This window comes from Amycolatopsis nigrescens CSC17Ta-90 (assembly GCF_000384315.1).
Lineage (GTDB): Bacteria > Actinomycetota > Actinomycetes > Mycobacteriales > Pseudonocardiaceae > Amycolatopsis > Amycolatopsis nigrescens.
Genome location: NZ_ARVW01000001.1, coordinates 5,041,866 through 5,059,282 on the forward strand (window position 1 = coordinate 5,041,866; position 17,417 = coordinate 5,059,282).

At 67.5% G+C, this 17,417-nt stretch carries 21 protein-coding genes; 12 read left to right on the forward strand and 9 right to left on the reverse strand.

The features are described from left to right. The gene (locus AMYNI_RS0123955; RefSeq protein ID WP_020670598.1) at positions 1-717 is read right to left on the reverse strand and encodes a maleate cis-trans isomerase family protein; all 717 of its coding nucleotides are present in this window, start codon (positions 715-717) and stop codon (positions 1-3) included. A gap of 74 nt (positions 718-791) precedes the next feature. Next, positions 792-1,532: a maleate cis-trans isomerase family protein gene (locus AMYNI_RS0123960; protein WP_026360854.1), complete on the reverse strand. Its 741-nt coding sequence runs from the start codon at positions 1,530-1,532 to the stop codon at positions 792-794. A 150-nt stretch (positions 1,533-1,682) separates the two neighbouring features. Here AMYNI_RS0123960 and AMYNI_RS0123965 point away from each other — a divergent pair, with 150 nt between their 5' ends. Genes AMYNI_RS0123965 through AMYNI_RS0123980 form a run of 4 tightly spaced genes read left to right on the forward strand, consistent with a single transcriptional unit; the run spans position 1,683 to position 4,687 of the window. Then, the gene (locus tag AMYNI_RS0123965; RefSeq protein WP_051116549.1) at positions 1,683-2,603 is read left to right on the forward strand and encodes a D-2-hydroxyacid dehydrogenase; all 921 of its coding nucleotides are present in this window, start codon (positions 1,683-1,685) and stop codon (positions 2,601-2,603) included. 55 nt (positions 2,604-2,658) lie between these two features. After that, positions 2,659-4,071, forward strand: a complete 1,413-nt coding sequence (locus AMYNI_RS0123970) for an amidase (protein WP_020670601.1) — start codon at positions 2,659-2,661, stop codon at positions 4,069-4,071. A gap of 32 nt (positions 4,072-4,103) precedes the next feature. Further along, a complete protein-coding gene (locus AMYNI_RS0123975; protein ID WP_020670602.1) occupies positions 4,104-4,304 on the forward strand; it encodes a hypothetical protein in 201 nt (66 codons plus the stop codon). Beyond that, a complete protein-coding gene (locus AMYNI_RS0123980; RefSeq protein ID WP_020670603.1) occupies positions 4,304-4,687 on the forward strand; it encodes a type II toxin-antitoxin system death-on-curing family toxin in 384 nt (127 codons plus the stop codon). Before AMYNI_RS0123975 ends, AMYNI_RS0123980 begins: the two co-directional genes overlap by 1 nt. Before the next feature lie 352 nt (positions 4,688-5,039). Here AMYNI_RS0123980 and AMYNI_RS0123985 read toward each other — a convergent pair whose 3' ends face one another. Beyond that, positions 5,040-6,212, reverse strand: a complete 1,173-nt coding sequence (locus AMYNI_RS0123985; protein WP_040405922.1) for a helix-turn-helix domain-containing protein — start codon at positions 6,210-6,212, stop codon at positions 5,040-5,042. Positions 6,213-6,473: 261 nt separating this feature from the next. On the opposite strand from AMYNI_RS0123985, the gene AMYNI_RS45270 reads away from it, so the two are divergent. The 4 genes from AMYNI_RS45270 to AMYNI_RS0124005 are packed head-to-tail and all read left to right on the forward strand — an operon-like array spanning position 6,474 to position 8,762. After that, on the forward strand, positions 6,474-6,830 hold the full coding sequence (locus AMYNI_RS45270) for a hypothetical protein (RefSeq protein ID WP_245573988.1): 357 nt from the start codon (positions 6,474-6,476) through the stop codon (positions 6,828-6,830). A gap of 9 nt (positions 6,831-6,839) precedes the next feature. Continuing rightward, a complete protein-coding gene (locus AMYNI_RS0123995; RefSeq protein ID WP_040405925.1) occupies positions 6,840-7,166 on the forward strand; it encodes a helix-turn-helix domain-containing protein in 327 nt (108 codons plus the stop codon). A gap of 2 nt (positions 7,167-7,168) precedes the next feature. Then, positions 7,169-7,690: a DUF6879 family protein gene (locus AMYNI_RS0124000; RefSeq protein ID WP_020670607.1), complete on the forward strand. Its 522-nt coding sequence runs from the start codon at positions 7,169-7,171 to the stop codon at positions 7,688-7,690. Between the two features lie 19 nt (positions 7,691-7,709). Further along, positions 7,710-8,762, forward strand: coding sequence for a methyltransferase domain-containing protein (locus AMYNI_RS0124005; protein WP_020670608.1), 1,053 nt, complete (start codon positions 7,710-7,712; stop codon positions 8,760-8,762). On the opposite strand, the gene pqqB is transcribed toward AMYNI_RS0124005, so the two are convergent. The 5 genes from pqqB to pqqA form a co-directional block, all read right to left on the reverse strand. After that, on the reverse strand, positions 8,750-9,640 hold the full coding sequence (pqqB, locus tag AMYNI_RS0124010) for a pyrroloquinoline quinone biosynthesis protein PqqB (RefSeq protein WP_020670609.1): 891 nt from the start codon (positions 9,638-9,640) through the stop codon (positions 8,750-8,752). The genes AMYNI_RS0124005 and pqqB overlap by 13 nt on opposite strands. Further along, positions 9,637-10,761, reverse strand: a complete 1,125-nt coding sequence (gene pqqE / locus AMYNI_RS0124015) for a pyrroloquinoline quinone biosynthesis protein PqqE (RefSeq protein WP_051116359.1) — start codon at positions 10,759-10,761, stop codon at positions 9,637-9,639. The genes pqqB and pqqE overlap by 4 nt, the downstream gene beginning before the upstream one ends. Continuing rightward, a complete protein-coding gene (gene pqqD, locus AMYNI_RS0124020; RefSeq protein ID WP_020670611.1) occupies positions 10,754-11,014 on the reverse strand; it encodes a pyrroloquinoline quinone biosynthesis peptide chaperone PqqD in 261 nt (86 codons plus the stop codon). Before pqqD ends, pqqE begins: the two co-directional genes overlap by 8 nt. Next, positions 11,011-11,706, reverse strand: a complete 696-nt coding sequence (gene pqqC, locus AMYNI_RS0124025; RefSeq protein WP_040407254.1) for a pyrroloquinoline-quinone synthase PqqC — start codon at positions 11,704-11,706, stop codon at positions 11,011-11,013. Before pqqC ends, pqqD begins: the two co-directional genes overlap by 4 nt. 61 nt (positions 11,707-11,767) lie before the next feature. Continuing rightward, positions 11,768-11,869 (reverse strand): pyrroloquinoline quinone precursor peptide PqqA, encoded by a 102-nt coding sequence (gene pqqA, locus AMYNI_RS0124030; RefSeq protein WP_020670613.1) that lies wholly within the window; start codon positions 11,867-11,869, stop codon positions 11,768-11,770. Positions 11,870-12,079: 210 nt separating this feature from the next. On the opposite strand from pqqA, the gene AMYNI_RS0124035 reads away from it, so the two are divergent. After that, positions 12,080-13,069 carry a PQQ-dependent sugar dehydrogenase gene (locus AMYNI_RS0124035; protein WP_020670614.1) on the forward strand — a complete coding sequence of 330 codons (990 nt, stop codon included), beginning with the start codon at positions 12,080-12,082 and terminating at the stop codon, positions 13,067-13,069. A 47-nt stretch (positions 13,070-13,116) separates the two neighbouring features. Here AMYNI_RS0124035 and AMYNI_RS0124040 read toward each other — a convergent pair whose 3' ends face one another. Beyond that, on the reverse strand, positions 13,117-14,487 hold the full coding sequence (locus AMYNI_RS0124040; protein WP_026360858.1) for a WS/DGAT/MGAT family O-acyltransferase: 1,371 nt from the start codon (positions 14,485-14,487) through the stop codon (positions 13,117-13,119). A gap of 94 nt (positions 14,488-14,581) precedes the next feature. On the opposite strand from AMYNI_RS0124040, the gene AMYNI_RS0124045 reads away from it, so the two are divergent. The 3 genes from AMYNI_RS0124045 to AMYNI_RS0124055 are packed head-to-tail and all read left to right on the forward strand — an operon-like array spanning position 14,582 to position 17,366. Continuing rightward, on the forward strand, positions 14,582-15,586 hold the full coding sequence (locus tag AMYNI_RS0124045; protein ID WP_020670616.1) for a glutathione S-transferase family protein: 1,005 nt from the start codon (positions 14,582-14,584) through the stop codon (positions 15,584-15,586). Then, complete coding sequence (locus AMYNI_RS0124050) at positions 15,580-16,731, forward strand: NAD(P)/FAD-dependent oxidoreductase (RefSeq protein ID WP_020670617.1); 1,152 nt, start codon at positions 15,580-15,582, stop codon at positions 16,729-16,731. Before AMYNI_RS0124045 ends, AMYNI_RS0124050 begins: the two co-directional genes overlap by 7 nt. Before the next feature lie 14 nt (positions 16,732-16,745). After that, complete coding sequence (locus AMYNI_RS0124055; RefSeq protein ID WP_020670618.1) at positions 16,746-17,366, forward strand: pyridoxamine 5'-phosphate oxidase family protein; 621 nt, start codon at positions 16,746-16,748, stop codon at positions 17,364-17,366. Positions 17,367-17,417: the final 51 nt, after the last annotated feature.

Here is a 17,417-nt window from a genome sequence, read left to right on the forward strand (position 1 = left end):
TCAGGCATCCCTTCTCCGGAACAAAGCGCCCAGTGAGTCAACCGGAACGCTCTGTCCCGCCAGTCGCAACCCCTCCCAGATGGTGACCTGGTTGGCGGTGAGCACCGGCTTGCCGAGCCGCTGCTCGATCCGGTTCAGCACGCCGAGGGTGCGCATCGCGGTGTCCGGGACGAGCACCGCGTCGGCGTCGGGATGGTCGTGCGCGAGCGCGAGCTCGACCACCGCGTCCGCCGGCAGCCTGCCCACCTCGGCCGCCGTGTCGATGTCCTCGCTGGACATGGACACCACCTCGACCCCGCCGGCGCCGAGGAACTCCACGAACAGCTTGGCCACGTCGTCCGGGTAGCTCGCGGCCACCGAAACCCGACGTAGCCCCAGGGCCGCCGCCGCGCGGACGAAGGCGAACGACGTGCTCGACGCCGGCTTTCCGGCCGCCTCGGCCAGCTTCGCCACCTGCTCGGCCGCGCCGTCCCAGCGGTACACGAAACTGCCGCTGGTGCACGCCCACACCACCGCGTCCGGCTCGTGCTTCGCGAGCAGACGGGCCCCTTCGGCCAGCCGTTCCGGGCTGCCGAGGTCGAGCAGCTCGGGCACGGCGTGCAGGTCGGTGCCGTAGATGTGCTCCACCGGCAGCCGCACGCCGTCGAGCAGTCCTTCCGCGAGCGGGTAGTCGTCTTCCGCGGCGTGGTCGGGGTAGATGAGGCCGATCGTCGGCATGGGGCGGTCCTCCCAGGAGAACGACGGAGACGAAGATTGTTGACAATCCTACTAGATGGCTACTAATCAGTCACCTAGGAGACTTCCCGCAGCCAGCTCCCCTCGCCCACGACCGGCAGTTCCATCCGCTTCAGGCAGGCCCACATGGTGAGCTGGTTGGCGGTCAGCACCGGCTTGCCGAGGCGCTTCTCCAGCGGCCCGATCAGGTCGTAGGTGGGCAGGTTGGTGCAGCTGACGAAGATCGCCTCGGCGTCCGGATGGTCCGCGCTGAGGATGCGCTCGGCGATCGTGCGGTAGCTGACCTTCCAGATCCCGCCGCCGAGGCCGAGGTGGTCGCTGGACACCGTCCGCACGCCCAGTTCCAGCAGGAAGGCGTGCAGGCTGCTGGTCAGGTCGGCGTCATACGGGGTGATCACCGAGACGCGTTCCAGGTTGAGCTGCTGCAGTACCTCGGCGAGCGCGCCGGAGGTGGTCACCGCGTCCGGCGCGCCGGCGTCGCAGATCGCCTTGCACAGCGAGCGCTCGTAGTCCACGCCGTTCACGAAGCTGCCCGACGTGCACAGGTACGCCACCACTTCGGGCTCCACGTGCAGCACGTCCCTGGTCGCGGCCGCGAGGTGCGCGCTGTTGCTGACCAGCTGCGCCATTTCCATGCTCACCGGCACCGGCTCGTACGGTGTGCGGGCGAGATGCAGGGAGACCTCCATCGGCACCCAGCGCCAGAGCTCGCGCTCCAGGGCCAGGTCGAAGGGGGCGATCACGCCGATACCTCGTTGCGCGAGCGGCCCGTCGAAGTCCAGAAAATCCAAATCCAAGGCTCAGTCCCCAGGGTGCGGGTGAAGAAGGAGTGGCCTCCGGGGGTGCTTCCTCGGATTGTTGACAATCATACGAGCGACTCCTAGCGTGTCAACGTGATCGATTCCCCGGTGCTCGCCGTGTTGCACGGCGACAAGCTTCCGCCGGACATGCGGCCCATCGAAACCGCGGCAACGGTCCGTTACACCCGCGAAGAGGGGCTGGCCGAAGCCCTGCGCGGAGCCGACGCGCTCTTCGTCTATGACTTCCTTTCTACTGCGGTGCCGGCGGCGTGGCACGCCGCGGACCGGCTGCGCTGGCTGCACATCGCCAGCGCCGGCGTGGACCCGGTGCTGTTCCCGGAGCTGCGCGCGAGCGACGTGGTGCTGACCAACTCGCGGGGAGTCTTCGACCATTCGATCGCCGAGTACGTGCTCGGCGTGGTCCTCGCCTTCGCCAAGGACTTCGCCCGCTCGCTCGACCTGCAGCGCGAGGGCAGCTGGCTGCACCGGGAGACCGAGCGGGTCACCGGCAAGCGCGCGCTCGTGCTGGGCACCGGGCCGATCGGCCAGGCCATCGCCGGCCTGCTGCGCGCCGCCGGGCTGCGGGTGGCCGGGGTTGGCCGCCGCGCCCGCGAGGACGACCCCGCGTTCGGCACGGTGTACGCGTCGGACGACCTCATCGAGCGGCTGCCGGACGCCGACTACGTGATCGCGGTGGCCCCGCTGACCGAGCAGACCAAGGGCATCTTCGACGCCCGCGCCTTCGCCGCGATGAAACCCTCCGCGCGGTTCGTCAACGTGGGCCGCGGCGAGCTGGTGGTCACCGATGACCTGATCGGCGCGCTGCGCGACGGCGAGCTGGCCGGTGCCGCGCTGGACGTGTTCGACACCGAGCCGCTGCCCGCGAATAGTCCACTGTGGACAATGAAGAACGTGTTGATCTCCCCGCACATGTCCGGTGACTTCGTCGGCTGGCGGAACACGCTGGTCGAGGTCTTCGCGGACAACTTTCACCGGTGGCGTGCGGGCGCCGAGCTTCGTAATGTCGTGGACAAGCAACTGGGGTACGTGCCGTCCCCGGTGCGATGAACCAGGCATCCCGCGCCGGCCAGGAGTGGGAGGCATTTCGGCTCCAAGGAGGAACATGGCCGCGAACACCAGCACCCTGTTGACGGCGAGCGAGCTCGTCGCCGCCTACTCCACCGGGGAGCTGTCGCCGGTGGAAGCGACCAGGGCCGCGCTGCGCGCCATCGAGGAGCACGACGGGGACTACAACGCGTACTGCCTCGTCGATGCCGAATCCGCGCTGGGACAGGCGAAGGTCTCCGAGGCGCGCTGGCGCGACGGCCATCCGGTCGGCTGGCTGGACGGGGTGCCCACCTCGATCAAGGACATGTTCCTCACCCAGGGCTGGCCGACCCTGCGCGGCTCGAAGTGCATCGACCCGGACCAGCCGTGGGAGGTGGACAGCCCGGTCACCGCGCGGCTGCGGGAGAACGGCCTGGTGCTGCTCGGCAAGACCACTACCCCGGAACTGGGCTGGAAGGGCGTCACGGACAACCCGCTGACCGGGATCACCCGCAACCCGTGGGACCCCGCGCTCACCGCCGGCGGCTCGAGCGGTGGCAGCGCGGCCGCGGTCGCGGCCGGGATGGGCGAGCTGTCGGTGGGCACCGACGGCGGCGGCTCGGTCCGGATTCCCGCTTCGTTCTGCGGAATCGTCGGTTTCAAGCCGACGTACGGACGGATCCCGCTGTATCCGGCGAGCCCGTTCGGCGCGCTCGCGCACGCCGGGCCGATGGCGCGTTCGGTGGACGACGTGGCGCTGCTGCTGGACGTGCTCGCGCTGCCGGACGTCCGCGACCCTGGCGCGATGCCGCCTTCGGTCGGCACCTTCCGCGAGGCGGTCCGCCGGGACGTGCGCGGGCTGAACGCGGCGTTCTCCCCGCGGCTCGGTTATGTGGACGTCGACCCGGAGGTGGCGCAGATCGTGGCCGCCCTGGTGGCGGCGCTGGCCGACGCCGGGCTGCACATCGAGGAGACGGACCCCGGTTTCGCGGACCCGAAGGACGCCTTCGACGTGCTGTGGTCCACCGGTGCCGCGAAGTGGTTGGACACCTTCCCCGACGGTTCCGCGGAACGGATCGACCCCGGTTTGCGGGAGGTGTGGGAGCAGGGGCTGACCTACTCGGCCGCCGACTACCTCGCCGCGAACGCCGAGCGTGCCGCGCTGGGCATCCTGATGGGCGAGTTCCACACCCGGCACGACGTGCTGATCACGCCCACCATGCCGATCGCCCCGTTCGAGGCCGGGGTGGACGTGCCGCCGGGCAGCGGCATGCGGAGCTGGCCGGAGTGGACCAGGTTCAGCTACCCGTTCAACATGACCCAGCAGCCGGCGATCAGCGTGCCGGCCGGGTTCACCTCCGCCGGGCTGCCGGTCGGCCTGCAGATCGTCGGCCCGCGGCACTCCGACGACCTGGTGCTCGCGGTGGCCAAGCTGGTCGAGGAGATCCAGCCCTGGCCCACCGACCGCCCCGCCGCACCGAGGGGTTAGCGAGCAGGTACCTGATTTGGTACCTTAGAGGTATGACGGCGTTGAACCTGCAGTTCACCGACGAGGAGATGGCGGACTTGCGTGCGGCTGCCGAGCGCGAAGGCAAGTCCTTGAAGGCGGTTGCCCATCACGCTGTGGTGACCGCGGTTTCTTCGCGCAAACATCTTGTCGAACAAGCGGCGGCCAGGATCGCCCTGATCAGTGGTGAGCTGAACGAGCGTCTGGCCAAGTAGTGGCTCCGTACTACCTCGATGTCGAGGATGTGCTCACCGCTGCTCGTCACGCCGCGGGAGCCGTGGTCGAAGTCCGCGATTTCGGGTTGCTCGCCGCCGCGGTGGCACGGCCCGAGACCACAGTCTTCGGTCAGGACGCGTACCCGGATCTGTTCACCAAGGCCGCGGCCTTGCTGCATTCGCTGGTGCGCAACCACGGCTTGATCGACGGGAACAAACGTGCTGCCTGGGCGGCAGCGTGGGTCTTTCTCGAAGTCAACGGTGAGCGACTGGGAGAGTCGCTTGATGTGGACTCGGCAGAGGAACTGGTGCTGGCCGCCGCCAAAGGCGAGATAGAGGTCGCGGAGATCGCGGCCGGGCTGAAGCGTTTCGCCGCCGGCTAGCGCTGTACTGCGCGCAACTCGCGGACACGAGTGCACAGGCCGCGGACACGCGCGGGATCCGGCACCGCAACCGGCGTGTCCGCGCCTTATGCACCCGTGTCCGCACTCGGCGCGCGTGTGCGTCGACCACCCTGGGTCAGCCGCGGGTGGCGCCGTGTGGCCAGAGCACCGTGACCGGGGTGCCGCGGTCGCGGGCGGCGGCCACCACGTCGGCGGTGCCACCGTAGCCACGCGCGGGTTTCCCGGTCCCATACGGCCAATAGCTCGTCGGCTTGCTCGATCATGCGCACGCTGGCGTCCATGTGCGCCGCCGAGTCGGACTCAAGATGATCGAAGTTACGTGCTGTGCTGCCTACAGTGATACGCCCGCCTGTTTGGCCAGTTTTGTCAAGGTGGGATTGCTTCGCTTGTGCAGGGAGATCAGTACGCGCATCAATTCCCTGCTTGTCGGATGCACCTTGGCCATCTGAGGGGCGATGTCCCATGCGTCCTTCAGGGATTCCAGAGCGCCATCACGATCGCCGAGGGCCAATTTCGCCCTGGCCACATTCATGTGCAGGGGTCCGACGCGAGTGGCTGGTAGATTCAGCCGGCGGCGCCCCAGACCGTCCATTGTAGCCAGTGCCTTTCGGTGATCTTCCAGATCCACCGAAGTTGCTATAAGATGATTCGTTGTGTTTTCTGGGCCGAAGTGTAAACCGTGAGACTTGACGTCTTCGGGGAATTGTTCGGCTACGCGCCAAGCTGCCACTGTATGCCGCTCGGCTTCGGCGCTGTCGCCCATTCTCCCCGCCAAGGTAAGACCACGAAGATGGAGTTGCCCAAGCCCGAACGCCCTGGCTTCGCCTTCCAAGGACGACTCGGCCCTGACGATGGCTCGATCGACGATCGCCAGCCCTCCCGCGAAGTCTCCTGAATTGAGAAACGTGCCGGCCTCGTCCCGGGACGCGATAGCGCTGACCAAGGGATCCGCGCGGTCGGCGGCGAGCTGTTGTTTCAGCACCGCAAGCTCCGCGAGGTCCATCCAGCGATGCCGCGCGGCAAGCCAGTAGACCGTGCTGTACACGTCGGCAACCATGGCCCAAGCCGAAGGCGAGCCAGTCGCGTGCGCGTAGTTGGTTGTCTTTTCGAGTAGAGCGGGCGTTTTTTCGAGAACCTCGGCCAGCTTGGCATCTCCGCGTAAGTCGGCTAGCGCGTCGAGGTCGTGGCTGAGGAACTCCGGGTTGGCAGGTGCTTCTCCAGGGAGGTCGAACCTGCGGATTGTCGAGCGCAGGTACTTCAGATTGGCCTCTTGGTCCTGTTCGACGTGAGCTTTTCCGAGGACTTCGCCCAGGGTGACATGCATGGCTCGGGCAAGCGCTGCGGCCACGCCCTGGCTCAACGCCCGGTCTCCGACCTCGATCTTGCTCAGCAGGGACACCGACACGCCGGCTTCGCGCGCTAGCTTCACCTGGCTCATGTCGCGGGCCTTGCGGAGAGTCGCGACGTTCCTGCCTGGCCCGGGAGTCTCGTGTGTGCCGGTCATGGCTTCAGTCTTCCCTGTAGCGGTCAGCTCCAATCCGATGATCCCAGAGCCTGTGATCGCTTGCTAACTCACTGTGCAACAAGTGTGCAAATTGCCTGCTCCGCTCTGTCGTTGACTGGTCACCGTGCGACTACAGCTGCGGGCTCCCCAGCTCCCAACCTGAGACGCACGGGCACTCCCTGGCTTCCGCGAGCAAGACCACTCGCGTTCTGAGCCAAGGGAGGCCCCGGATTCTGCGCTCGGAACTGACATGGAGGATCGATGGCCACGACGAGTAATCGCAACACGGGTCGAGATGATCCGGTGAGCGTGCCACTGGCGTTTCTGCGTAGGCGGGCTGGTGTCATCGGAGAGGCTGGGCGGGCGGTGCATCTGGTGCGGTTGCCGCCGGTGCTGGCTTACGGGCTCGCGATTGCCGAGTTTCCGTTCAACCTGGTCGCGTTGTGCGGTGAGGAGTTTGCCCCGGGGACAGCGGAGTTGCTGTCGAGAATCGCCGGGATGCCGTGTGTGGAGTGTCTTCGACTGTCGCCCGCGCCGCGGGATCAGGAGACCGGTGCGGCTATCGGGCCAGCCGGGTATCGGCCGCCGTTGACCGATCTGTTCCGGATTAGTGCCTGAAAGGTTGCAATGCTTAACGAAGAACAGCTCCGCGATGTGGAGAACGCGGTGGTCGTGGAGCTGGCCAGGTTGCGGTGGCAGCGGGGTTCGTCGCTGGCGGAGGTGTGCGAGTCGATGGGCGGCGGGCTGGATCCGACGCGGCTCTCCCGGATTCTCCGAGGCGAGCGGCAGCTGTCGCTTTGGCAGTTCGTCGGCCTGTGCCGGGTGTTCAACCAGTCGCCTGGGCGATTGGTCGACGAAGCGTGCCGGGTTATGCTCGATCCGGTCGCGGTCCGTGATCTCGCCCCGCTTTTCGAGATCACTTCGTCGCCGGTAGGTGCTGAATACGGAGGTTGACCGTGCTCATCAAGCCTGGCCCCGACTTCAGGCGATTTTTCCAAACCTTTGAACACGCGGCCTTCCGCCTGGAGGTGCGGGACCGGTACGACGCGCCATACGAGAACGAGTCGGTGCGGAAGTTTCTCGCCGGTGAGCCGGACGGCCTGGAGTGGGCGAACAGTTGGCTTCGACTGGTACGCGAAGGACGAGCGGAGGGACGTACTTTTTCACGTGTCCGCGTCGTGAGTCTCCCGCTTACCGATTACAGCCGCTTTGGCCTATGGGTTTCTCAGTTCACTGTCGAAGCGGGTGAAGATATTCGATATGTCGCTCGCGACGAGGCGGCCGACCTGCCGAGCCACGACTACTGGATGTTCGACTCGCGCACCGTGATTCGGATGCACTTCGATGACGAGTCTGTCTTCCTGGGCGGCGAAATCATTGACGACCCGGCCGAGGTGGTGCAACACAACTACTGGCGCGATGCCGCCTGGCATAAGGCGGTGCGACGGGAAGACTTTGCCACCGATTACGGAGGTTGACCGTGGCTGAGGATCCGAAATGATCGACTGGCAGCGGGTGTTCGAGACCGTGCCAAGGGAGTCGTTCATACCTGACCGGATCTATGTCCGGGTCAAGGGAAACCGTTTCGAGGTCGTCGATCGGTACCAGGATCCCTCGCGGTGGCGGGAGCTGGTGGACGCCGACGACGCCGTCACCACTCAGGTGAACGACGGGGCGGGGCTCGACGGAAGCCTCATCAGTTCGAGTTCGTCGAAGCCCGCGTTGATGAAGCTGATGTTGGATGCCCTCGATGTGGGCGAAGGACAGAATGTTCTTGAGATAGGAACGGGAACCGGCTGGAACGCGGCGATCTTGAGCAGGAAATGTCAGGTCACCACGCTCGAAGTCGATCCCAGCGTGGCCGAGCGGGCGCGGAGGAACCTGGCCGCCTATGACGTGGAGGTGGTCACCACAGATGGGGCTCTGGGATGTCCGGCCCGTGGTCCGTATGATCGAATACTGAGTACGGTCGCGGTGAAATCCGTGCTTCCTTATAACTGGGTATCTCAGACGCGGCCTGGTGCCATCATCGTTGTGCCATGGGGGACCGAGTATCTGCACTCCCCGCTGCTCCGGTTGACCGTGCGGCACGACGGAACGGCATCAGGGCCGTTCAGCGGCAATGCGGACTTCATGACTTTGCGCGGCCAGCGAACTTCTCAGGCGATACCGGACTACGAAGACGACCCCTACCGCGAATCGTCCACGGACCTGCATCCGTACTGGGCCACTGGCGATATCGAAGGAGGTGCCTTCGCCGTCTCCGTCCTCACGTCCGACATCCAGTTCAATTCCACCGACCCGGATGAAGTCCTGTTGTGGGACAGCGCTCGTACCTCATGGGCGACGGTCAGCGTAGGCAGGGAAGGTCATCATCTGGTGCGTCAGCACGGACCTCGGAACCTCTGGGACGACGTGGAAAAGGCGGTCGATTTCTGGGCCGCGCGAGGCCATCCCGCCTATTCGCGATTCGGTGTCGTGGTCACACCTGATCGGCAATGGGTCTACCTGGACGATCCTGCGAACGAGGTCGAACGTCAGAGCTTGTAGATCGTGCCGTCTTCGGGGAGGGTGACGCCGGAGGCGAGGACGGCGGCGTGTTCGGGGGAGGCCGGGTCGAGTACCGGGTTCGTGTTGTTGAGGTGGGTGTAGGCCCATCGCACGTCCGGGCGCGCGGCGCGGAGCCGGCGGATCTGCGCGAGGCTGCCGGACGGGCCGGCGATCGGCAGGTGGCCCATCACGCTCTGTTCCAGGTGCGCGGCGCCACCGCTGGTCGCGCCGGACATCTCGTCCGCCGAGTAGAAGGTGCCGTCCAGCAGCACCAGCCCGGCCCCGGCGGTGAACTCGTCGAACCCGGGCGGCCAGCTCGCCAGGCAGGGCGCGTAGACCAGCGCGCCGCCGGTGGCCGGGTCTTCGATCCGGTAGGCCACCACCCACGGCCCGGTGGCGTCCGACGACCGCGCGTACTTCGGGCGTTTGTCGCCCACCGGCAGCACGTGCACCCGCAACCCGCCGAACTCGGTGCCCTGGTGCACCGGCGACCACTGCCAGTTTCCGTAAGCGTCCACCAAGCCGCGCAAGGGAAAACCCTCGTTCAGCGCCTGACGGACGGTGGAGGGCGCCCACACCTGAAGCCCGGCGCCCTCCCGCAGCATCAGCAGGCCGAGCGTGTGGTCGAGTTCGCCGTCGGTGAGCAGCGCGCCGCGGATCGGCGTGTCCCGCGGCCCTGGACCGGCCGCGAGCGCCGGGCAGGCCAGCACCTGCGCCCGGATGTCCGGTGACGCGTTGATCAGGTACCAGCCTTCGCCGGCGCTGACCGCGATGCAGTCCTGCCCCCGCGCGGGTGCGCCGGACTTGCACAGCCGGCACGCGCAGTTCCACTGTGGAAACCCGCCGCCCGCCGCGGTGCCGAGCAGCAGGACCTTCACCGCGTCACCTTCGGCCCGCGCATCACCAGCTCGTGGCCGGGGTCTGGCGCGGCCAGGATCAGGTCCACCACGTCGCGTTGCGGCGAACGGGAGCACACCGGGTCGGTGGAGGTCGCGTCGCCGGTGAGCAGGAACGCCTGGCAGCGGCAGCCGCCGAAGTCGATCGAGCGGCGGTCACAGGTCCGGCACGGCTCCTGCATCCAGTCCTCGCCGCGGAAGGCGTTGAAGGAACTGGACTCGTACCAGATCTCACCGAGCGGGCGCCGGGTCACGTTGTCCAGGTCCAGCGTGGTGATCGCGGTGGCCGCCGGACAGGGCAGCACGTCCCCGTTCGGCGCCACGGTCAGCTGCCGCGCGCCCCAGCCGTACATGCACGGCTTCGGGTACGGCTCGTAGTAGTCCGCGAGCACGTAGACGATCTCCATCTTGCCGCGCAGCCGCTCGGTGGCGGCGCGCACCACCGGTTCCGCGGCGGCCAGTTGCTCCGGGGTCGGCATCAGCGTGGACCGGTTGCGCAGCGCCCAGCCGTAATACTGTGTGTTGGCCAGTTCGAGCCGCTCCGCGCCCATCCGCTCGGCCAAATCGATGATCCCGGCCAGCTGATCGTGATTCTGCTTGTGCAGCACCGCGTTCACCGTCATCGGCAGGCCGGACTCCCTGATCAGCGCGGCCGCGACCAGCTTGCGATCGTGCGCCCTGGTGCCGGCCAGCCGGTCCGCCCGCGCCGCGTCCGCGCCCTGCACGGAGAGCTGGATGTGCGCGAGGCCGCGATCGGCCAGGTCCCGCAGCCGCGCTTCGGTCAGCCCGAGCCCGCTGGTGACCAGGCTGACGTAGCAGCCGAGCCCGGCGGTGTGCGAGACGAGCTCCGGCAGATCCGGCCTCGCCAGCGGCTCACCACCGGACAGGTGCGTCTGCAACACACCGATTTCCCTTGCCTGGTCGAAAACGGCACGCCACTGATCGGTGTCCAGTTCGGACTCCCGGCCGATCAGCTCTAGCGGATTCGAGCAATAAGGGCAATGCAGCGGACAACGATGTGTCAACTCGGCCAGCAATCCCAGCGGTGGTTCGACAGTGCTGGATTTTTCCTCCGCGGGAAGGAGTGCGTCGTCGCTAGTCATGCCAGGTCACCACCTTGCGGTCGGCCAGTTTGACGAGCACGTCGCGCACATCCTGCTCGCGCACCCCCGAGTAGCGGCCGCTGAGCTTCGCGGCAATATCCGCCACGGTCGCGACTCCATCGCACAGTTCGAGCACCGCGACGGCGGTCGGATTCGGCATCAGCACCCCTTCCGGGAAGAGCAGCACATGGGTTTCGCGGACGTGGTCGTAGGTCAGCCGAATGCCGCGCCGGAGCGACGGCCGGTCGGTCACGGCCGTTCCTCGGCGGCCCGTTCGATCCCGTCCAGCATCGACCACAGCACATCGCACTTGAAGGACAGCGCGGAGATCGCGGCCTCCTGCTGCTCGCGGGTGGTGCAGTGCCGCACCACGAGCCGCACGGTCTCCTCGCCTTCGCCGGACACATGGTCGATCCGGTTCGTGAAGTACTCCAGATCTTCCCGCTGAATCCAGGAATAGTTCGTCAGGATGTCGCCGACGCGTTGGCGCATCAGGTGTCCGGAGAACATCTCGGTGAGCCCGGAGGCGACCGCCTCCACCCAGGGCTTGGTGCGGGCGAAGGTGACATAGGCGTCGACCGCGAACCGCACGCCCGGCGCGACGAGCTTCTCGCTGAGCACTTCGCCGCGGTCGAGACCGACCGCCTGGCAGAGCCGGAGCCAGCGCTCGGTTCCGCCGTCGCCATCGGCCTTCCCGTCGTGGTAGATGATCCGGTCCAGCCACTGCCGCCGGACCTCCGGCAGCGGGCAGTTGCTGATGATCGCGGCGTCCTTCTGCGGGATCATGCGCTGGTAGTACCAGCGGTTCGCGGCCCAAAGCCGCAGCTCCTGGCGGCTCAGCTCACCTGCGTGCAGCCGCCGGTGAAACGGATGTGCGCCCCAGTAACGGGAGGACAGCCCGCGCAGCGCGGCGACGAAGTCCTGCTCGGTCAGCACGGTGTCCAAGGTGAACCCCAAGTTGTCGAGTGGTGGCGGTGGGAGCCGGCTTTCGGCCCCCACCGGTGGATCACTCCTCCATGCGGGCCGCGTACGCGGTGACCTCCATCGGAGTTTCGTACTCGACGAAGTCCGGCGTGGTCCAGACCTCGAGCTGCGTGCCTTCAACCATGGTGCACTCCTTCGGTCTCCTGCGAACGGTGAATTTCTCACCACGGCTGAGCCTAGAAGCCGCACCAGGGCAGGGCCATAGTCCGATCGTCGTATCCCCGCATCAGCCGAACGGTTTGTTAAGAGGGTTACCGAAAGGTGGCAAAAAAGATATGATGTATGCCCGCCGCCGGGTAGCTGAGAATCGCGCTCTGTAGCACTAGGAGGCTTCATGTCCCTGCGCCGCACCCTCTCCTTGGCGGGTGCCTTCGCGGCAACCGCGCTGCTCACCGCCGGTCTGGCGACCGCCGCGCCACCGGAAGTCGGCACCATGGCGATCAACAAGGTGGCCGACGGGCTGAACCAGGCCTGGTCGGTGGACTTCCTGCCGGACGGTAGCGCCCTGTTCACCGAGAAGGACTCGAAGAAGATCAGGAAAATCGACAAGGCCGGCAAGCTGTCCGATGTCCAGACCATTCCAGGGGTCAGCGTGACCAAGGAGGCGGGACTGCTCGGCCTCGCCGTCTCCCCCAAGTACGCCGATGACCAGACCGTCTTCATCTACTACACCACCAGTTCCGACAACCGGATCGCCAAGCTGAAGCTCGGCGAGGCCCCGCAGCCGATCGTCACCGGCATCCCGCGGGGGAGCCAGTACCACCACGGCGGCCGGCTCAAGTTCGGCCCGGACGGCTACCTCTACGCGGGCACCGGCGACGGCCAGAACGGCGACAACGCGCAGAACAAGAACTCGCTCGGCGGCAAGGTGTTGCGAGTGGACGCCAGCGGCGCCCCGGCGCCGGGTAACCCGTTCAACAGCCGGGTCTACTCCTACGGGCACCGCAACGTGCAAGGCCTGGCGTGGATCGGCAGCCAGCTCTACATCTCCGAGATCGGCCCCAGCGACGTGGACGAGTTCAACAAGATCGACGCCGGCAAGAACTACGGCTGGCCGACCTGCTCGGGCCCGTGCGACAACTCCGGCTTCACCAACCCGGTGAAGACCTGGCCGACCTCATCGGCCACCCCGAGCGGGCTGGCGTACTACAAGAACAGCTTCTACATGGCGTCGCTCAAGGGCGGCACGTACAAGCTGAACGCCAGCGGCTCGGGCGGCAAGATCTACACCGGCCAGGGCCGCACCCGCGACGAGGTGGCCGGCCCGGACGGCAAGCTCTGGGTGGTCACCCCGGCCGCCATCTACACCGCCGACGGCAGCTAATCACGGGGGTCGTGAGTGAAAAACGTTGCCGGAGCAACACTTTTCACTCACGACCTCGTAGCCTGCTCCAGCTCGGCGAGTGCGGTGTCGAGATGGGTGAGCAGCCGCTGCAGGTGCGGCACGCTGCGCCGGCAGCCGGTGATGCCGAAGTCGAGGTTGCCGGCGTTGCTGGTCAGCGTGAAGTTCAGCGCCTGCCCGTCGAGCAGCACCGACGCCGGGTAGATGCCGTCCAGCGCGGCGCCGTTCCAGTAGAGCTGGTCGCGCGGGCCCGGCACGTTGGAGATCACGATGTTGAACGGCGGCCTGGTGTTGTTGACGACGCCCGGAATGGTCGAGATGCCCAGTTGGGCCACGTTGATCCCGGACAGCAGCAGCGCCTGCAGGGGAGTTAGGCCGGAGAAGATCCGCTTACCGTCCTGCATGGACCGATTGATCACCTTCAGCCGGTCGGCCGGATCCGCCTTGTCGGTGCCGAGATTGCACAGCAGCGCGCCGATGTTGTTCCCGGCGGCCTCGCCCGAGTCGGAACGTTTGCGCATGGACACCGGCACCATCGCGACCAGCGGCACGTCCGGCAGCGCCCGCTGCTCGATCAGGTAGTCGCGCAGCGCGCCAGAGCACATCGCGAGCACCACGTCGTTGCGGGACATCCCGGTCGACTTGGCTATCGCGCGAACCCGTTCCAGCGGCCAGGACTGCGCGGCGAACCGCCTGGCGCCGCCGATCGGCACGTTCAGCATCGTCTTCGGCGCCTGCATCGGCAGCGTGAGGGTGTGTTCGCGGAACGCTTCGCCAGCCACCCGGTACGCGGCCGGGGCGAGCCCGGCGACCTGGCCGAGCGCCTTGCCAGCGGACTTGAACACCGAGACCGGCGCGCGCCCGTTCTGCTTGGCGTCCTGCGAAAGGCGCGAACCCCACGGCGGCGGGCAGTCGCGCGCGGCGGGGTCGTTGCTGAGGGTGCCCTGGAGGTGCCGCAGCGCGGAAACCCCGTCCATCAGCGCGTGGTGGATCTTGCTGTACATCGCGAACCGGCCGTCCCGCAGGCCCTCGATCAGATGGATCTCCCAGAGCGGCCGGTGCCGGTCGAGCAGGGTGCTGTGCCAGCGGGACGTCAGCTCCAGCAGTTCCCTGATCCGGCCCGGCTGCGGCAGCGCGGAATGCCGGAAGTGGTAGTCCAGGTCCAGCTCGGCGTCGGTGGCCCAGGAGGTGTAACCCAGGGTGTTCACCGGGCGGGCCGGGCGACGGCGGAAGGCGGTGCGGATGTTCTCCTCGGCCAGCAGGCCGCGGCGCAGCTCGCTCAGGTAGTCGGGGCCGGCGCCTTCGGGTTTCTTGAACAGCTGCAGCCCGCCGACGTGCATCGGATGTTCGCGAGACTCCACCAGCAGGAACATCGAGTCGGTTACGGGCATAAATGGCATGCCGGCCCCCTATCAGGCGCTTCATCGCGATCCTGCGTGAGCCCAGAGTGTAAGCACAATGCCCCCCTCGCGGAGAAGATCTAGGGTGGGGGACATGGCGACGATCCCGACCGACGAGGAGACCGGCGAGTTCGTCCGGACCGGTCCGCATTTCGACGCGCGCATCACCGCGGACGGCCGGTCCGGCTGGCCGGTGGAGCCGGGGCGCTACCGGCTGGTGGTGAGTCGCGCCTGCCCGTGGGCCAGCCGCGGCCTGGTCTCGCGGCGGCTGCTCGGGCTGGAGTCGGCGATCTCGGTCGCGGTGGCCGACCCGATCCAGGACGAGCAGAGCTGGCGCTTCACCCTCGATCCCGGCGACCGGGACCCGGTGCTCGGCATCAAGTATCTCGCCGAGGCCTACCACGCGGCCGAGCCCGAGTACGACGGCGGCATCAGCGTGCCGGCCGTGGTGGACGTGCCCAGCGGCAAGCTGGTCACCAACGACTACCCGCAGATCACCCTGGACTTCGCCACCGAGTGGACCGCGCATCAGCGCGAAGGGGCGCCCGATCTCTACCCGGAGCGCCACCGCGACGAGATCGACGAGATCAACGCCGGGGTCTACGCCGACGTCAACGCGGCGGTGTACGAGGCCGGGTTCGCCGCCAAGCAGACCGCCTACGACGACGCGTACCGGCGGTTGTTCGCCAGGCTGGACCTGCTGTCCGAGCGGCTGGCGACCCGGCGCTACCTGGTCGGCGACACGATCACCGAGGCGGATATCCGGCTGTTCACCACCCTGGTCCGGTTCGATCCGGTCTACCACGGGCATTTCAAGTGCAACCGGAACAAGCTGACCGAACTGCCGGTGCTGTGGGCCTACACCCGCGACCTGTTCCAGACCCCCGGGTTCGGCGACACGGTGGACTTCGACCACATCAAGCGGCACTACTACCAGGTGCACGACGGGATCAACCCGACCAGGATCGTGCCGAACGGGCCGGACCTTTCGCTGTTCGCCACCCCGCACGGGCGGGAGGAGCTGGGCGGCAGGCCGTTCGGTGACGGCACCCCACCCGGCCCGCCGCCGGCGGAGGAAGTACTGCCCGCCCAGTGGTAGCCGACCAAGCCGAGCTGGTGATCGTCGGCGGCGGGATCATCGGCGTCAGCTGTGCGTACCACCTGGCCGAGGCCGGGGTGGAGGTGCTGCTGCTGGAGCGCGGCACGCTCGGCGGGGGTTCGACCGCGAAGGCGGCGGGCGGGGTCAGGTCCTCGTTCACCAGCCGGGTCAACATCGAAATGGGGTTGTACGGGCTCGCCGCGTACGCGGAGTTCGCCGAGCGGTTCGGGCAAGAGGTGGATTTCCGGCGGGACGGGTACCTGTACCTGATCACCGACCCGGCCGACCTGCCAGCCTTCGAGCGCGGGGTCGAGCTGCAGAACTCCTACGGTGTGCGCAGCAGGCTGGTCGACCCGGCCGAGGCGAAGCGGTGTTCGCCGCTGATCGAGACGGACGGCCTGGTGGCCGCGGTCTGGTCGCCGGACGACGGCAAGGCCACCCCGGACTCGGCCGTGCAGGGTTACGCGCGGGCCGCCCGGCGGGGTGGCGCCCGGTTGCGGACCGGGGTCGCGGTGCACGGGATCGACGTCGAGGGCGGGCGGATCACCGCGGTGCGCACCAGCGCCGGACCGGTGCGGACCGGGGCCGTGCTGTGCGCGGCGGGTGCCTGGTCCGGCGAGGTCGGTGCGTTGGCCGGGGTGGACCTGCCGGTGCTGCCGTACCGGCGGCAGGTGGTGTTCACCGGGCCGGTCGCCGGGTTGCCGGCGTCGGTACCGCTGACCGTGGAGATGCCGTCCGCGTTCTACTTCCACCGCGAGGGTGACGGGCTCGCGATGTCCTGCCCGGATCCGTCCGCGACGCCGGGTTTCGAAACCCGGTACGAGCCGGGTGGCTGGCTGCCCCTGCTCGCCGAGCTGGCCGCGCGCCGGGTGCCGTCGGTGCTGGACGCGGGCGTGCGCACCGGGTGGGCCGGGTTGTACGAGATGACCCCGGACCGCAACGAGATCGTCGGTGAGGCGGGCTCGGTTTCGCGTTTCCTCTATGCCACCGGCTTTTCCGGGCACGGTTTCCAGATGGGCCCGGCGGTGGGCGCGATCATGCGGGACCTGTACCTCGGCCGGCAGCCGGAGATCGAGGTATCCGGGCTCGACGTGCGCCGGTTCGCCGGGGCCGAGGCTATCTTGGAGGAGCACAACATCGTCTGAGCGCTGGGGGAATCATGGAAACTCCGATCACGTCACTCGACGAACTGCGTGAGCTCGTCGGCGAGCCGATCGCCCGTGCGGTGTACAAGGAGCGGCCCGCGCTGCACGAACTGGATCGCCAGTGGCTGGCGCAATCGCCGTTCTGCCTGATCGCCACCGCCGATGCCGAAGGCCGGTGCGACGTGTCGCCGAAGGGTGATCCCGCCGGCTTCACCCATATCCTGGACGATCGCACGATCGTGCTGCCGGACCGCCCGGGAAATCGCCGGGTGGACGGTTTCCGCAATGTGCTGGAAAATCCGCGCGTCGGCCTGATCTATCTGCTGCCCGGCCGCGGCGACACCTTGCGCATCAACGGGAAAGCCCGCTTGGTCCGTGACGCCCCGTACTTCGACGAGCTGATCGTCAAGGGGCACCGGCCACGGCTCGCACTGGTGGTGGACATCGAAGAGGTCTTCCACCACTGTTCGAAGGCATTCCTCCGGTCCGCCCTGTGGAAGCCGGAAACCTGGGCGCCGGACGCGGTGCCGTCCCGCTCGGTGATCGCCAAGACTCTCGAAATGCCCGAAGCCACCATCGCCGAACTGGACGAGTACTACGGCCCCTCCTACGCCGCAAAGCTCTACACCCCCTAACCCGCTCGCCGCCCCGCGAACGCAGAACTCGCGATGCGCGAACGTGGGACT

Excerpts from the sequence above, each read along its gene's own strand:
- AMYNI_RS0123955 (WP_020670598.1), bottom strand. The coding sequence starts at position 717 with ATGCCGACGATCGGCCTCATCTACCCCGACCACGCCGCGGAAGACGAC.
- AMYNI_RS0123965 (WP_051116549.1), top strand. The coding sequence starts at position 1,683 with ATGCGGCCCATCGAAACCGCGGCAACGGTCCGTTACACCCGCGAAGAG.
- AMYNI_RS0123970 (WP_020670601.1), top strand. The coding sequence starts at position 2,659 with ATGGCCGCGAACACCAGCACCCTGTTGACGGCGAGCGAGCTCGTCGCC.
- AMYNI_RS0123975 (WP_020670602.1), top strand. The coding sequence starts at position 4,104 with ATGACGGCGTTGAACCTGCAGTTCACCGACGAGGAGATGGCGGACTTG.
- AMYNI_RS0123985 (WP_040405922.1), bottom strand. The coding sequence starts at position 6,212 with ATGACCGGCACACACGAGACTCCCGGGCCAGGCAGGAACGTCGCGACT.
- AMYNI_RS45270 (WP_245573988.1), top strand. The coding sequence starts at position 6,474 with ATGGCCACGACGAGTAATCGCAACACGGGTCGAGATGATCCGGTGAGC.
- AMYNI_RS0123995 (WP_040405925.1), top strand. The coding sequence starts at position 6,840 with ATGCTTAACGAAGAACAGCTCCGCGATGTGGAGAACGCGGTGGTCGTG.
- AMYNI_RS0124005 (WP_020670608.1), top strand. The coding sequence starts at position 7,710 with ATGATCGACTGGCAGCGGGTGTTCGAGACCGTGCCAAGGGAGTCGTTC.
- pqqE (WP_051116359.1), bottom strand. The coding sequence starts at position 10,761 with ATGACTAGCGACGACGCACTCCTTCCCGCGGAGGAAAAATCCAGCACT.
- pqqA (WP_020670613.1), bottom strand. The coding sequence starts at position 11,869 with ATGGTTGAAGGCACGCAGCTCGAGGTCTGGACCACGCCGGACTTCGTC.
- AMYNI_RS0124035 (WP_020670614.1), top strand. The coding sequence starts at position 12,080 with ATGTCCCTGCGCCGCACCCTCTCCTTGGCGGGTGCCTTCGCGGCAACC.
- AMYNI_RS0124040 (WP_026360858.1), bottom strand. The coding sequence starts at position 14,487 with ATGCCATTTATGCCCGTAACCGACTCGATGTTCCTGCTGGTGGAGTCT.
- AMYNI_RS0124045 (WP_020670616.1), top strand. The coding sequence starts at position 14,582 with ATGGCGACGATCCCGACCGACGAGGAGACCGGCGAGTTCGTCCGGACC.
- AMYNI_RS0124055 (WP_020670618.1), top strand. The coding sequence starts at position 16,746 with ATGGAAACTCCGATCACGTCACTCGACGAACTGCGTGAGCTCGTCGGC.